Origin of the sequence: Thalassovita sp. (genome assembly GCF_034670005.1) — a bacterium.
Lineage (GTDB): Bacteria > Pseudomonadota > Alphaproteobacteria > Rhodobacterales > Rhodobacteraceae > Thalassobius.
This window is the reverse complement of record NZ_JAXMOH010000008.1, coordinates 156,939-171,348: the sequence shown is the minus strand read 5'-3', so window position 1 is coordinate 171,348 and position 14,410 is coordinate 156,939. Positions and strand designations below refer to the sequence as shown.

Sequence of the window (14,410 nt, the reverse complement as noted above, 5' to 3'; positions counted from 1 at the left end):
TGTTACGCCCCTTGTTCAGATTGGGGCGCGGGATGGCCCAGTTTTCGGATCGCGTCAACAACCTTGGACACTTTCGATCCCTTCGAGCCCTTCACCAGCACCACATCACCGGCATCAATCAGCCGATGGGCGCGATCAGCCAGCTTGCTGGCGCTTTCGGCCCATTCGCCGCGCTTTGCAACAGGTAACTGCGACCAGAGCCGGTTCATCCGCGGCCCGACGCAATGAAACACATCGATCTGCGCCACGAAAGGCAGCTCTGCGATGGCCTTGTGCATAGCATTTTCATCCGGGCCGAGTTCCAGCATATCGCCCAAGATCGCGACCCGCCGCCCCTTGGAGACGCGCCCGATACCATCCTTGGGATGGGCAGCGGCCAACACCTCCAACGCGGCGGCCATCGAGGTCGGATTGGCATTAAAAGCGTCGTCGATCAATTCGATCGCCTGCTCCTCCATCACCGGATCGAACTGGATACGTTCGCGCATTCCGCGCCCCGCCGGCGGCTGCCACAGTGCCAAGTCGGCGGCCGCCATCGTCGGGTCGAGCCGCAGCGCATGGATCACCGCCATTACGCCCATCGCGTTGACCGCGAAATGCCGCCCCGCCGCCATGATCTTGAATAATACCGGACTGCGCCAGCGGCGCCCGCGCACCACGGTCACGTCATCGACCAGGGTCACTTCGGTCACCCGGTGATGGTTGCGCGGAGCCTCGCCGAAGGTGATGATCTGCGCGCCCTGCTGGCGCGCCGCCTGTTCCAGGATCGGCGCAGTATCCAGATCGCCATTGGTCACTGCCACGCCGCCCGGTTCCAACCCGTCGAAGATCGCGGCCTTTTCATGCGCGATCCCCCCGATACTGTCGAAAGCTTCCAGATGGGCGGCGGCGACGGTGGTGATCATCGCCACATGCGGCCGCGCCATCCGCGCCAGCGGGCCAATTTCGCCGGGATGGTTCATGCCGATCTCGATCACCGCGAAATCGGTGTCGCGCGGCATCCGCGCCAGCGTCAGCGGCACACCCCAGTGGTTGTTGTAGCTCGCCTCCGCCGCATGGGTCTTGCCCTGCCCTGCCAACACGGTGCGCAGCATTTCCTTGGTCGAGGTCTTGCCGACCGACCCGGTGACGGCCACGACCCTGGCCTTTGTGCGCGCCCGGGCGGCACAACCCAGATCCTCCAGCGCTTTCAGCACGTCGGGCACAATCAGCAAGGGCGCGTCCGCAGCCACGCCTTCTGGCACATGCGACACCAAGGCCGCCGCCGCGCCCTTTTGCAACGCCTGCGCCACGAATTCATGCCCGTCCCGCGCCGCCTTCAAAGCGACGAACAGGTCACCGGGCAGCAATGTGCGGGTGTCGATCGACACGCCGCTGGCCTGCCAATCGGAGGTGGTTCGTCCGCCGGTAGCCCGGGCGGCCTCGTCTGCGGTCCAAAGGATCATGCCATTCCCCCGTCCAGCGCCGCGACCGCCACGCTGGCCTGTTCGACATCATCGAAGGGGTAGGTGTTTTCGCCAATGATCTGGCCACTTTCATGGCCCTTGCCGGCGACCAGCAGCGCGTCGCCCGGTCCCAGCGCATCAACGCCGCGCAAAATCGCTTCGGCGCGGTCGCCGACTTCGATCGCGTCGGGACAGCCCATCAGCACATCGGTGCGGATCGCGGCGGGATCTTCGCTGCGTGGATTGTCGTCGGTCACGATTACCAGATCGGCATTGTCCGCCGCCGCCTGCCCCATCAATGGCCGTTTGGTGCGATCACGGTCGCCACCCGCGCCGATCACCGCAACCAGGCGTCCGATCACATGCGGGCGCAACGCCTTGAGCGCGGTTTCCACTGCATCGGGTGTGTGGGCGTAATCGACAAACACGGTGGCGCCATTGGCACGCGTTGCGGCCAGTTGCATCCGGCCGCGCACCGTACCCAGATGTGGCAGGGTTTCAAACACCCGATCCGGATCGGCCCCGGCCCCGATCACCAGACCGGCAGCCAACAGCACGTTATCGGCCTGGAACCCGCCGATCAGCGGCAACCGTGCCAGATAGAGCTGATCTTGAAACCGGAACCGGATTTCCTGGCTGGTCGCGTCGAACCGCTGGGCCTGCAATTGCAGATCCGCCAGCGGCAGCCGCCCGACCCGGATCACCCGCTGGCCGCGTTCGGCAGCAAGCGCAGCGATATCCTGACCGCGCGGATCGTCGACATTGACCACCGCGACACCATCCTCGGGCAGAACCCTGGAAAACAGCCCCGCCTTGGCCTGGAAATAATCGTCGAATGTGGCGTGGTAATCGAGGTGATCCTGGGTAAAATTGGTGAACCCCGCAGCACATAGATGCACGCCGTCAAGGCGCCGCTGCGCCAACCCGTGACTGGAAGCCTCCATCGCGGCATGGGTCACGCCTGCTGCGGCGCATTCCGCCAACATCCGGTGCAGGGTGATCGGTTCCGGCGTGGTGTGATGCAATGGGGCCTGATAGGCACCTTCGACCCCGGTGGTGCCCAGATTGACCGCCTCGAAGCCCAGTTCGGACCAGATATGGCGGGCGAAGGTGGCGACCGAGGTTTTGCCATTGGTGCCGGTAACCGCCACCATCGTCTTGGGCTGGGTTCCGAACCACAATGCGGCTGTATAGGCCAGCGTCTGACGCGGGTCTTCGGCGATGATCAGCGCCGCGTCGTTGCGCGCCAGCGCGTCGGCGGCGATCTGCGCGCCCTCGGCATCGGTCAGGATGGCATCCGCGCCCTGTTCCAATGCGGTTTCAACAAAGGTCGCGCCATGAATTTTCGTGCCCGGCAACGCGGCAAACAGGAAACCTTTGCGCACCTCGCGGCTATCCACGGCCAGACCGGCGATAAACGGATTGCGCCCGCCCTTGGCGGTCAGCCCCAGTTCACCCAGCGATTTGCCTGCCGACTTGTCCCGAGATTTGCCCTGCTCTGCCATCCATGCGCCTTTCCCGGCTTAGTTTGATGTCAGCGTTATATCAGCCAGAGTGTCGGGTTCAATCTCGGGCCGCAGACCCAGCAACGGCGCGATACGGCGGATCATTTCCCCCGCCACCGGCACCGCGGTCCAGCCAGCGGTGCGGCGCGGTTTGTCACCCGAATTTTCGCTGGGTTCGTCCAATGTCACCACCAGAACATATTGCGGATCATAGGCCGGGAACATCGACGCAAAGGTAGCGATCACCCGGTCGTCATAATAACCGCCGCCGTTTTCCTTGGGCTTGTCTGCGGTGCCGGTTTTACCCCCGACCGCATAGCCGGGCACTTCGCCAAAGCTGGCGGTGCCTTCGGAGACCACCTTGCGCAGCATCATCCGCGCAGCGCGGGCGGTTTGTGCCGACATCACACGCGGGCCGGTCTGCGCCTTGTCCCGTTTCAGCAAGGTTGGTTCGACCTTGGTGCCGCCATTGGCAATGGCGGCGTAAGCGGCAGCCAGGTGCATCGGCGTCGCGGACAGGCCGTGACCGTAGGAAATCGTCATCGTCGACAGTTCCGACCAGTTTTTCGGCAACAGCGGCTTGCCGCCGCCGGCTTCGGTCAATTCGACCGGGGTTGCTTCGAACAGACCAAGGCTGCGCAAGAAGTCCTTCTGCCGGTCCACGCCGATCTGCTGAGCGACCCGGGCGGTACCGATATTGGACGATTTCACGATGATCTTGGTCAGGGTCAGTTCCTTGCCATAATTGTGGAAATCCCGGATTTTGAATTTGCCCCATCTCAGCGGGCCGCGGATGTCGACGATCGTGGACGGGTTGGCCAAACCCAGTTCCATCGCCTGAGCCGCGGCAAAGATTTTGAAGGTCGAGCCCAGTTCGTAAACCCCCTGCACCGCACGATTGAACAGAGGGCTGTCGGCGGCGTGGCCCTGGGTCGGCGGGCGCGGCCGGTCATTGGGATCGAAATCGGGCAAGGACACCAGCGACAGGATTTCGCCGCTATGCACATCCATCAGAATCGCCGCGGCCCCTTTGGCATTCATCAGCTTCATCCCGCCCGACAATACCCGTTCGGCGGCCGCCTGCACCGACAGGTCGAGCGACAACTGCAGCGCCTTGCCTTCGTTGGCCGGGTCACGCAGCAGTTCATTAAACTGGCGTTCGACACCGGCCACTCCGATCACTTCGGCGGCATGAACGCCTTCACGCCCAAAGCCCGCGCCGCCCAGCACATGAGCGGCCAGATGGCCATTGGGATAAAGCCGCATTTCACGCGGACCAAACATCAGACCGGGATCGCCAATATCGTGAACAGCCTGTTTCTGTTCGGGGCTTAACTTTTTGCGGATCCACAGAAATTTGCGCTTTCCTGTAAAATCTTTGAGCAGGGATTCGCGGTCCAGTTCGGGGAAAATCCGCGCCAGTTCCGTGGCGGAATGTTCCGGGTCGATCATTTCTGTCGGCTGAGCATACAGCGCGTAGGTTTCAAGATTGGTGGCCAGAATGCGGCCCTGTCGATCGACGATATCGGCGCGTTGCGCCATGATCGCGGCCCCGGCTGCGCTGGCGCGGGGTTCAGTCGGTTCCGTTGCCGACAGCGCCGCCATGCGCATCCCCACCGCCGAGAAGGCACAGAAGAAAAACAACCCCAGCACCAACAGGCGGCCCTCGGCACGCTGGCGGGCGCGGTCGCGCATTTCTTCGTGCCGCAGCCGAATGTTTTCGCGTTCGATGGCGTCGGGATTTTCCCCTTTGGACCGGGCATCCAGAATACGGGCCAGCGGGCGCAGTGGGGTCCGGATCATTGCAGTTCCTCGCTTGACGATACATCGACCGGATCGGTGATGACATAGCTCGAATTTAACGCCGGATAGGCGATCTGATCGGTCTTGCCGAACTGTTCAGGGGCCAGCGGCAGCAGGCCCAGCCGGTCGTAATTGATATCAGCCAGTTCGCGCAGCCGGTCTGGACGGTTGAGATAGGCCCATTCGGCCTTAAGCGTCGCCAGCCGCGACCGTGCCTGCCCGATGGCGGCCTGCAATTCTTCGGTTTGGTCCAGCGCAGCCTGAGTTTTGTAATTTTCCTGATAGGCCCAAAAAGCCAGACCGATCACGGCCAGAGCGGTAAAAATGTAGAAAAAACTGCGCATCCCTCAGGTTCCTTTCAACATCGGCATGCCCAAACCCTTGCGATCGCAGGACCCGGCCGGGGCATCGGTGCGAATACCGACCCGCAACTTGGCGCTGCGCGAGCGCGGGTTTTCCGACAGTTCCTGATCGTCCGGGCCGATCGCCTTGCGCGATTTCATTATGAACTGGGCCGCGACGGTTTCTTGTTCCGGCGCATAGCGGTTGCTCCGGCCTGCACCGCCGGACCGTTGTTGCAAGAATCGCTTCACCATCCGGTCCTCGATCGAATGGAACGTGACCACGGCCAGTTGCCCGCCCGGCCTCAACGCCCGTTCGGCGGCTTCTAACCCGCCGATCAGTTCACCATATTCGTCATTTACCGCGATCCGCAGCGCCTGAAAGCTGCGGGTGGCGGGATGCGATTGACCGGGTTTCGACCGTGGCAGGCAGGATTCAATAATCTTCGCCAAACGCAATGTAGTGGTGATCGGTTCCAGATCACGTTCGCGCAGGATCGCGCGGGCGATACGACGGCTGGCGCGTTCTTCGCCGTAATGAAACAGAATATCGGCCAAATCGCTTTCGCTGGCCTCGTTGACGATATCGGCGGCGGAACGCCCCTCTTGGCTCATCCGCATGTCGAGCGGACCTTCCTTCATGAAGGAAAAGCCGCGTTCGGCCAGATCGAGCTGCATCGAGCTGACCCCGAGATCCAGCACCACGCCATCGAGATCGGAGCCATATTCGTCGAGCCGGGAAAACACCCCCTGCACCAATTCCAGCCGGTCGCCATATTGACCGGCCCAGGGCGCGGCCATTTCCAGCGCCAGCGGATCGCGGTCCACACCGATCACTTTGTCGGCGCCAGCCTCAAGCAGCGCGCGGGAATAGCCGCCAGCACCAAAAGTGCCGTCGAGCCAGACACCGGAAACCGGTGAAACCGCCTTGATCAGGGGACGCAATAGAACTGGAATATGCGGCGCATTTTCGGGGCTTGGGACCGTTGTGGCCATGAGTTATGCCCCTTTCGCACCATCCAGCAGTGACAGCGGATCGAAATCGTCGTCCTGTTCGGCAAGGAATTCGTTGAGATCTGCGTCTTCTTCTGCCGTGTAGGTATCGGCGTTCCAAATTTCGAAATAGTCGCCACGGGCAGCCATTGTGGCCACGCCTTCCAGCCCGATCTGTTCGCGGCGTTCCTTTGGCAACACGATACGGCCATCACGGTCGATCTCGGTTTCCCAGGATTTCCCGAGGATCATCTGGCTGGCGTATTTACGGCGTTTCGAACCACGCGGCAGGGCTTCGATATCGGCTTCGATTTCGGCCATCGCGTCGATCGTGTAGGCATGCAGGCAGCCCTTCAGATGCGGACCGTACAGCACCACCATGCGCGAACTGGGGTTTTGCGGGAAATCGGGATCGCCATCTTCGAGCACACGGCGAAAAGCAGCAGGAATCGACATCCGACCCTTGCTATCGACCTTCTGGTCGAATTCGCCTCTGAAACTCAGACCCACTGTCTTGGCCCGTCCCTTGTTGCCCGCCCAGATGAATTGGTATCGACCCGCAAGCCTGAAAAACGAAACGGCGGATTGAGCTGCTGCCACTGCCCAATCCGCCGCCCTCGTCCCGCTTTGCGGGGTGTCCAGCTGCGCGCGCCACCTGGGGGGATGTCTGCTCGCTCGCGCGCCGGATCTCTCGTGTTTCGATGAATGCGGGTGCCTGTATGAAACCTGACTTGGAAGTTTTTACCTGGGGTCTTTTTGCCCCTTAATTTTCCCGTCTTCATCGTGTGAACTAGGAATGACATGGGAATTCATGGAAATCAACAGGAAATTTCCCCACTCCCTTCTCTGCAAGGACATTTACAGGGGCATTACAGGATAGAAGACGATCGATATTGGATCGAACTGCAGCACAATTAGATTCACAAACGCAATTGATCACTAAATGTTGATAAAATTGCAGTTCGCCAGAAAATCCCACAATATCCCAAAAAAATTTCCTCAACGCCCTTCTGCTCAACACGGCAATCGGGCAGATACTGAGAAAAACAGATTACCATCATTAAGAAACAAGCCTAAATCTAAGGTGGAACGAAGTGAATCGCTCCGGGCGCCGCTTGAGCTCAGATCCGTCCCATGAATTCCCAAAACTCCCATCCCTGCCTATTTTCATCAGCATCGCTCCTTAGCTCCGCGGCAGTTCGGCAGTGATCCGGGGATTGGCAATCCCGGGTGCCATTATCAGCCCCCCCGGTACTGCCCCCCACTTTGCCGCACCTGCCTTTGACCACCCGGCGAAGTTTCCGCTTCTCATTTGCCTCAAAACCGGGTAATCCGCACGGCTTACACATGCGGTCCGCCCTTTTCCGACTCTTCGGGACTGTCGCCACCGCCGAGGACGACTATTCCGACATGACGCTTCCATCTGTTCTCCCTGCCGCACTGGCCGAGGCGCTGACCGCACGCGGCTATGAAACGCTGACCCCTGTGCAACAGGAAATGATCCGGGACGATCTGACCGAAAACGACCTGCTGGTTTCGGCCCAGACCGGATCCGGCAAAACCGTGGGCTTCGGCCTCGCACTGGCCCCGACCCTATTAAAAGGTGAAACCCGCCTGCCCCATGCCGCAGCCCCGCTAGCGCTGATCATCGCGCCGACACGGGAATTGGCATTGCAGGTGCGGCGCGAATTCGAATGGCTCTATGCCCCGACCGGTGCGGTTCTGGCCTCCTGTGTCGGCGGTATGGATATGCGCACCGAACGCCGCGCGCTGGAACGCGGGGCACATATCGTTGTTGGCACCCCGGGCCGACTGCGCGATCACATTCAGCGCGGCGGCATCGATCTGTCGGAAATCCGCGCGGTGGTTCTGGACGAAGCCGATGAAATGCTGGATCTGGGCTTTGCCGAAGATCTGGAATTCATTCTGGGCTCTGCCCCTGAAACCCGTCGCACCTTGATGTTCTCGGCCACAGTACCGCGTGAAATCGAACGGTTGTCGAAGAATTTCATGCGCGAAGACGCTGTGCGGGTGAAAACCACCTCCGCAACGATGCAGCACAGCGACATTGATTATCGTGCCTTTACCGTTTCCCCGGCGTCGAGCGAAGGCGCGGTGATTAACGCGTTGCGCTATTATGATGCCGAAAACGCCATCGTGTTCTGCAACACGCGCGCGATGGTGAACCGTTTGACCGCGCGGCTGTCGAACCGGGGATTCCAGGTTGTTGCGCTGTCCGGCGAATTGAGCCAGAGCGAACGCACCCATGCGCTGCAAGCGATGCGCGATGGCCGTGCACGTGTCTGCGTCGCCACCGACGTGGCCGCCCGCGGCATCGACCTGCCCAAACTGGATCTGGTGGTGCATGCCGAATTGCCGACCGGATCGGAAACCCTGTTGCACCGGTCGGGCCGGACTGGTCGCGCCGGGCGCAAGGGCGTTTCGGCGCTGATCGTGCCCCATCGCAGCCAGAACAAGGCCGAACGGTTGCTGCGCTTTGCCAAGCTGAACGCAGAATGGGGCCCGCCACCGTCGGCAGAAGATGTGCGCAGCAAGGACCGTGAACGGATGCTGGCGGATCCGGTCTGGACCGATCCCGCGCCGGAAACACAGGCGGATTTCATTGAAACCCTGACCGGGACCTTTAGCCCCGAACAGTTGGCCAAGGCCTATCTGGCGCTGTACGAAACCCGCCATTCCGCGCCCGAAGATCTGGACCTGTCCCCGGCCAAGTCGGAAAAGCGCGACCGCACCCCCTTTGGCCCCTCGGCCTGGATCAGCCTGTCGATCGGGCATGACGCAAAGGCTGAAGCCCGCTGGCTGCTGCCGATGCTGCTGCGCTCTGGCGGCATTGAAAAGGATTCGATCGGCGCGATCCGCATTCAGGATCAACAGACATTTGTCGAAATGAAAGCCCCCGCACGCGATGCGTTCATGTCCCGGATCGGGGCCGACGCGACGCTGGAACAAGGCATTCAGGTCACGGTCCTGGCCTCCGCCCCGGAACTGGGCGCGCGATCCGCGCCGCGGCCACCGCAATCCAAACGCGTCTGGGACAAGCCCGAAGGCGGCGCGCCGAAATCCAAGCCGTATAAGAAGCGTGAAGACGGCGCAAAGCCCGACGGTTTCAAGAAACGGGACGATTTCAAGAAGCGCGACGACTATAAGAAGCGCGATGACGCCGTCCACAGCGCGGCAGGACCACGCAAGGACAAGTTCAAACCCAAAGATGGCGGCCCGGACAGCACGGACAAACCGCGCGCCAAGAAGAAGTGGGACAAACCCGCACCTGACGGTAAGGCACCGCGCAAAGGCGCCGCGTCCAAATACAAAGCCGGGGCTGCAAAAACGTCAGAACGCATGGGCAAGCCCAAGCCGCGCCATAAATCGGCCGGTCCTGATCGCGGTCCCAACGCGACGCCGAAACGGCGGAAATAGTGACAGGCAGACAATCGGTCTGAATAATGTAAGGGGCCGCGCCTTCCTTCGGGAAGGCGCGGCCCTTTGCTTTGTTCGACTGTATCTGCGCCCCTCAATGGCGGCGGTAGAAACCGCTGGCCTCAGGCCATACCACCCTTGACCAGACGATCCGCCAGCTGAGCATAGGCTTCGGCCACGGGGCCGTCTCCAGTGGCCACTGGCGCGCCACCATCACCCGCCAGCCGGGTATCGAGATCAATCGGCAATTGCGCCAGCAAGGGCACACCGAGCTTTTCGGCCTCTGCCGCGACGCCACCATGACCAAAGATATGTGTTTCATGGCCGCAATTGGGGCAATGGAACGATGACATGTTTTCGATCATTCCCAGAATCGGGGTTTTCAGCGTGTTGAACATGTCGATGGCCTTGCGCGCGTCCAGCAACGCCACGTCCTGCGGCGTCGACACGATGATGGCCCCGGTCAGGACGGCGCGCTGACACAGTGTCAGCTGCACATCGCCGGTGCCGGGCGGCAGATCGACGATCAGCACGTCCAGTTCACCCCAGTTCACCTGCCCCAGCATTTGCTGCAACGCCCCCATCAGCATCGGGCCACGCCAGACAACGGCCTTGTCCGGGTCCATCATCAATCCGATCGACATCAGGGTGACGCCATGCGCGTGCAGCGGTTCAATGGTTTTTCCGTCCGGGCTGGCGGGGCGTTTGCTGACCCCCATCATGCGCGGCTGGCTGGGACCGTATATATCTGCATCCAGCAGCCCGACTTTGCGCCCCTGTTTCGCCAATGCCACGGCAAGGTTCGACGACACTGTGGATTTGCCCACCCCGCCCTTACCCGACCCGACCACAAGAATACGATCGACCCCCGCCGGTTTCAGCGGTTCGGCCTGCGGTTTGGGATGGCCGCCGACCTTCAGACTGGGGGCCGGTTTTTGTTCCGACGGGCCATGCGCCGTCAGCGCCACGCTGACCGTGGACACGCCATCAAGCGCGGCCACACAGCGTTCGGCGGCAGCGCGCAGCGGTTCCATCGCGCGGGCGGCCTCAGGGTTGGGCGCTTCGATCACGAAACGGACTTTGCCATCTTCAATATGCAATGCCCGCACCATGTCACGGCTGACAAGATTACCGCCGCCGGGGATTTCGATTCGTTCCAGCGCGGTTTCTACGTCTGTTCGCGTCACTGCCATGATCGCCTCCTTTTTTGATTCGTCGCAATAAGTGGCGGTTTTTGCGACAGGGGCAAGCCCCGAGCGCAAGCCCCCCCTACGTAATTTCAGACATTACCCCACGACATCAGGCGCGACATTTTTACCGAGTGCTTACCAAATGGTCAAAAGATAGTTCACACTGTAAATAGGTCAGTAGTTCATATGCACTTCGCGCATAGCTGCATTGCAGCATCGGGCATTGTGCACTTGCAGCAAAAGCCCCAAATTGAGGTCAACGAAACGAACACAACACAACACAGACAATAAATAGCGAGAGAAAAAAATGGCTACTGCATCCGATATCCGCACCGAACACAGCGGGATTGTTGATCGCGCCGCCGGCTTCTTCACCGAAGTGGGCGCACGTTATGCCCGCTACAAGACCTATCGCGCAACGCTGAATGAACTGTCCACACTGGGCGATCGTGATCTGCGCGACATGGGCCTGTGCCGGTCACAGCTTCGCTCGATTGCATGGGAACACGCTTACGACGCGCACTAATTTCACGGATCAGAAGCCCCTCTCCTCCTCCCTGGGGCTTCTGTAGAATGGCGGCGACATCCTCCTCCTCCCTGATGTCGCCGCACCTAATTCGGACCAGAACGGTCCAGCCAGATGCGAAACCTCTCTCCTCCTCCCTGAGGTTTCGTTGTCAAGAGCGGTGATCTCCTCTCCTCCTCCCTGGGGATCACCGCGCCTGACACAACAGAATACGACGGGGCCTTCTCCTCCTCCCTAGGTCCTGATCGTTGTCAAGAGCGGTGGTCTTCTCTCCTCCTCCCTGGGGACCACCGCGCCTTGAACCAGACACGGTGGCCTTTCTCCTCCTCCCTAAGGTTACCGGAGCAAAGACGGCGATGCCCCTCCTCCTCCCTGGGCATCGCCGTTTTTTATTGTCTGGACAGCCGATCCCGCCCGATGAGATGAAATGGGCGATGCATGATTATCAAATTTGAATAGCAGAGATCCCGGCGCAGCGTTTCTGCCGCAGGCTGCCGCGCTAACGCCGGACCGTTCCGGTGTTTCAGAGAGCTTCGGTTTGGGAGGGAGTTTCAGTCGAGCCGGGCCGAAACAAGACACATTCTCTCGGCCGTTACAGCAATAGCCTGAGATTCGCGGCTTGCGCGGTTTGCACCTGATCGGAAACCGTGCTCCGGTCAGGATAGCCCTGTCAGCTTTCCAGAGTTATCGCCTTCAGAACGGCACATCATCCGCGCCGGTGATAAACCGCGCCACGACCTTCTTGATCCCGGCCTTGTCGAAATCGATTTCGAGCTTGTCGCCTTCGATCCCCAAAACCGCACCATATCCGAATTTCTGATGAAACACCCGGTCCCCCACCGTATAGGCGCTGATGGCTTCCAGATCGATCACGGTTTTGCGGTTTTCACGCGGCTGGCTGAGAGGACGGGAATTGCTGCGGTCCTGCATCCGCCTCCAGCCAGGGGAATTGTAAACGTTGGCTTCGGAGGCGCGGGTTTCCAGCCCTGACTGCATCGGGGACGCCGCGCCGTAACCGCCGCCATAAAGGCCAGGCGGGGTCAGCACCTCAACATGATCTTCGGGTAATTCGTCAATGAAACGTGAGGGCAGCTGCGATTGCCATTGACCGAACACACGGCGGTTGCCCGCAAAGGAAATCGTGCACAGCTCTTCGGCCCGGGTGATGCCGACATAGGCAAGGCGGCGTTCTTCCTCCAGACCCTTCAACCCGGATTCGTCCATCGAGCGTTGCGACGGGAACAGCCCGTCTTCCCAGCCGGGCAGGAACACCGCCGGAAATTCCAGCCCCTTGGCCGCGTGCAGTGTCATGATCGACACTTTGGCGCCATCATCGCCCTGCGCATTGTCCATGATCAGCGCGACATGTTCCAAAAACCCGGACAGATTATCGAACTGTTCCAGCGCCTTGACCAGTTCCTTGAGGTTTTCCAGCCGCCCCGGCGCTTCGGGCGTTTTGTCGTTCTGCCACATCGCGGTATAGCCGGATTCGTCCAGAATGATCTGCGCCAGTTCGACATGGCTAAGCTCGGGATCGCCAAAGCGCGCCTGCGGTGCGGGGCCGTCGTCAATGACCGCCGTGTCATCTTCGTCAAAGGCCAGAACCGGGCCGCGGGTCATGTCATGCCAACGGGCCAGATCATCAACCAGCTGCCGCAACGCTGCGCCGCCCCTGCCCTTGATATCGCCATTCGCCAAGGCGATCCGGGCACCGTCGATCAGGCTGACGCCATTGGCGCGGGCAATGGCCTGAATGGTTTGCTGCGCCTTGTCACCAAGGCCGCGTTTGGGCGTATTGACGATACGTTCAAAGGCCAGATCGTCATCCGGGCTGACCACCACGCGGAAATAGGCCAAGGCATCGCGGCTTTCCAAGCGTTCATAAAAACGCGGACCGCCGATGACGCGGTAAGGCATGCCGATGGTGAGAAAACGATCCTCGAAGGCGCGCATCTGGTGGCTGGCGCGGACCAAAATGGCGATCTGGTCCAGATCGAACGGGCGCAGCCCCCGGGTGCCACCTTGCAGGGCTTCGATTTCCTCGCCGATCCAGCGGGCTTCTTCTTCACCGTCCCAATGGCCGATCAGGCGCAGTTTCTCGCCGCTTTCGGCCTCGGTCCACAGGGTTTTTCCAAGACGGCCCTCGTTGCCCGCGATCACGCCGGACGCAGCGGCCAGAATATGCGGGGTAGACCGGTAATTTTGTTCCAGCCGCACCACCTGTGCGCCGGGAAAATCCTTTTCAAACCTCAGGATATTACCGACTTCGGCCCCGCGCCAGCCATAGATCGACTGATCGTCATCGCCAACACAGCAGATATTCTTATGCGCCCCCGCCAGCAGGCGAAGCCAAAGATACTGCGCCACATTGGTATCCTGATATTCGTCCACCAGGATATATTTGAACCAGCGACGGTACTGCGCCAACACATCGTCATGGGTCTGAAAGATCGTCACCACATGCAGCAGAAGGTCGCCGAAATCCACCGCGTTCAGTTCGCGCAGGCGGGTCTGGTACTGATCGTAAAGTTCGGTGCCACGATTGTTGAAGGCCCCGGCTTCGGACCCGGGCACCTGCGCCGGGGTCCAGGCGCGGTTTTTCCAATGATCAATGATCCCGGCCAACTGCCGTGCGGGCCAACGCTTGTCGTCGATATTATTGACCGCGATCAGCTGTTTCAGCAGCCGGATCTGATCGTCGGTGTCCAGAATGGTGAAATTGGATTTCAGCCCCACCAATTCGGCGTGGCGGCGCAACAGCTTGACGCAGATGGCGTGAAAGGTACCAAGCCAGGGCATGCCTTCGACCGCCTGTCCCAGCATCCGGCCGACCCGGTCCTTCATTTCCCGCGCCGCCTTGTTGGTGAAGGTGACGGCAAGGATTTCGTTGGGCTGCGCCCGGCCGGTATTGAGCAGATGCACGATCCGCGCGGTCAGCGCCTTTGTCTTGCCGGTGCCAGCCCCCGCCAGCATCAGCACCGGGCCATCCAGTGCCTCGACCGCCGCACGTTGGGCGGGGTTCAATTCATCCAGATAGGGTGCTGGCCGCGCCGCCATGGCGCGGGCCGACAGCGAAGCGCCCTCAAAGGCGTCATTTTCGTCGAAACTGCTCATGACCGGCAATCTAGCGCGGGCAGCGGGCGAGATAAAGGGACGTTCTTATTCTGTT

General features: G+C 60.8%; 10 protein-coding genes. 2 read left to right on the top strand and 8 right to left on the bottom strand.

Annotated elements, in window-relative coordinates; translation table 11 throughout:
- Window positions 1-2: 2 nt before the first annotated feature.
- From VOI23_RS14305 to mraZ, 6 genes are read right to left on the bottom strand one after another with little or no spacing between them, the layout of a single operon-like run.
- Window positions 3-1,445 (bottom strand): UDP-N-acetylmuramoyl-tripeptide--D-alanyl-D-alanine ligase, encoded by a 1,443-nt coding sequence (locus VOI23_RS14305; protein WP_323785588.1) that lies wholly within the window; start codon window positions 1,443-1,445, stop codon window positions 3-5.
- Window positions 1,442-2,950, bottom strand: a complete 1,509-nt coding sequence (locus VOI23_RS14300; RefSeq protein WP_323785587.1) for a UDP-N-acetylmuramoyl-L-alanyl-D-glutamate--2,6-diaminopimelate ligase — start codon at window positions 2,948-2,950, stop codon at window positions 1,442-1,444. Before VOI23_RS14300 ends, VOI23_RS14305 begins: the two co-directional genes overlap by 4 nt.
- An 18-nt stretch (window positions 2,951-2,968) precedes the next feature.
- Entirely contained in the window at window positions 2,969-4,753 is a 1,785-nt protein-coding gene (locus VOI23_RS14295; protein ID WP_323785586.1) for a penicillin-binding protein 2, read from the bottom strand.
- Window positions 4,750-5,097 carry a cell division protein FtsL gene (gene ftsL / locus VOI23_RS14290; RefSeq protein WP_323785585.1) on the bottom strand — a complete coding sequence of 116 codons (348 nt, stop codon included), beginning with the start codon at window positions 5,095-5,097 and terminating at the stop codon, window positions 4,750-4,752. The genes VOI23_RS14295 and ftsL overlap by 4 nt, the downstream gene beginning before the upstream one ends.
- Before the next feature lie 3 nt (window positions 5,098-5,100).
- A complete protein-coding gene (gene rsmH / locus VOI23_RS14285) occupies window positions 5,101-6,090 on the bottom strand; it encodes a 16S rRNA (cytosine(1402)-N(4))-methyltransferase RsmH (RefSeq protein ID WP_323785584.1) in 990 nt (329 codons plus the stop codon).
- Window positions 6,091-6,093: 3 nt separating this feature from the next.
- Entirely contained in the window at window positions 6,094-6,687 is a 594-nt protein-coding gene (mraZ, locus tag VOI23_RS14280) for a division/cell wall cluster transcriptional repressor MraZ (RefSeq protein WP_323785583.1), read from the bottom strand.
- Window positions 6,688-7,434: 747 nt separating this feature from the next.
- Between mraZ and VOI23_RS14275 the strand changes: the two genes are divergently transcribed.
- Window positions 7,435-9,525 carry a DEAD/DEAH box helicase gene (locus VOI23_RS14275; protein ID WP_323785582.1) on the top strand — a complete coding sequence of 697 codons (2,091 nt, stop codon included), beginning with the start codon at window positions 7,435-7,437 and terminating at the stop codon, window positions 9,523-9,525.
- 122 nt (window positions 9,526-9,647) lie between these two features.
- Here the strand turns inward: VOI23_RS14275 and VOI23_RS14270 are convergent, their stop codons facing one another.
- Entirely contained in the window at window positions 9,648-10,718 is a 1,071-nt protein-coding gene (locus VOI23_RS14270) for an Mrp/NBP35 family ATP-binding protein (protein WP_323785581.1), read from the bottom strand.
- Window positions 10,719-11,022: 304 nt separating this feature from the next.
- Between VOI23_RS14270 and VOI23_RS14265 the strand changes: the two genes are divergently transcribed.
- A complete protein-coding gene (locus VOI23_RS14265; RefSeq protein WP_323785580.1) occupies window positions 11,023-11,241 on the top strand; it encodes a DUF1127 domain-containing protein in 219 nt (72 codons plus the stop codon).
- A gap of 693 nt (window positions 11,242-11,934) precedes the next feature.
- Here the strand turns inward: VOI23_RS14265 and VOI23_RS14260 are convergent.
- Window positions 11,935-14,355: an ATP-dependent helicase gene (locus VOI23_RS14260; protein ID WP_323785579.1), complete on the bottom strand. Its 2,421-nt coding sequence runs from the start codon at window positions 14,353-14,355 to the stop codon at window positions 11,935-11,937.
- Window positions 14,356-14,410 lie beyond the last annotated feature (55 nt).

Bases quoted from the DNA above. Each gene is read 5' to 3' on its own strand.
- VOI23_RS14305 (WP_323785588.1), bottom strand. From the start codon at position 1,445: ATGATCCTTTGGACCGCAGACGAGGCCGCCCGGGCTACCGGCGGACGA.
- VOI23_RS14300 (WP_323785587.1), bottom strand. From the start codon at position 2,950: ATGGCAGAGCAGGGCAAATCTCGGGACAAGTCGGCAGGCAAATCGCTG.
- VOI23_RS14295 (WP_323785586.1), bottom strand. From the start codon at position 4,753: ATGATCCGGACCCCACTGCGCCCGCTGGCCCGTATTCTGGATGCCCGG.
- ftsL (WP_323785585.1), bottom strand. From the start codon at position 5,097: ATGCGCAGTTTTTTCTACATTTTTACCGCTCTGGCCGTGATCGGTCTG.
- rsmH (WP_323785584.1), bottom strand. From the start codon at position 6,090: ATGGCCACAACGGTCCCAAGCCCCGAAAATGCGCCGCATATTCCAGTT.
- VOI23_RS14275 (WP_323785582.1), top strand. From the start codon at position 7,435: ATGCGGTCCGCCCTTTTCCGACTCTTCGGGACTGTCGCCACCGCCGAG.
- VOI23_RS14270 (WP_323785581.1), bottom strand. From the start codon at position 10,718: ATGGCAGTGACGCGAACAGACGTAGAAACCGCGCTGGAACGAATCGAA.
- VOI23_RS14265 (WP_323785580.1), top strand. From the start codon at position 11,023: ATGGCTACTGCATCCGATATCCGCACCGAACACAGCGGGATTGTTGAT.
- VOI23_RS14260 (WP_323785579.1), bottom strand. From the start codon at position 14,355: ATGAGCAGTTTCGACGAAAATGACGCCTTTGAGGGCGCTTCGCTGTCG.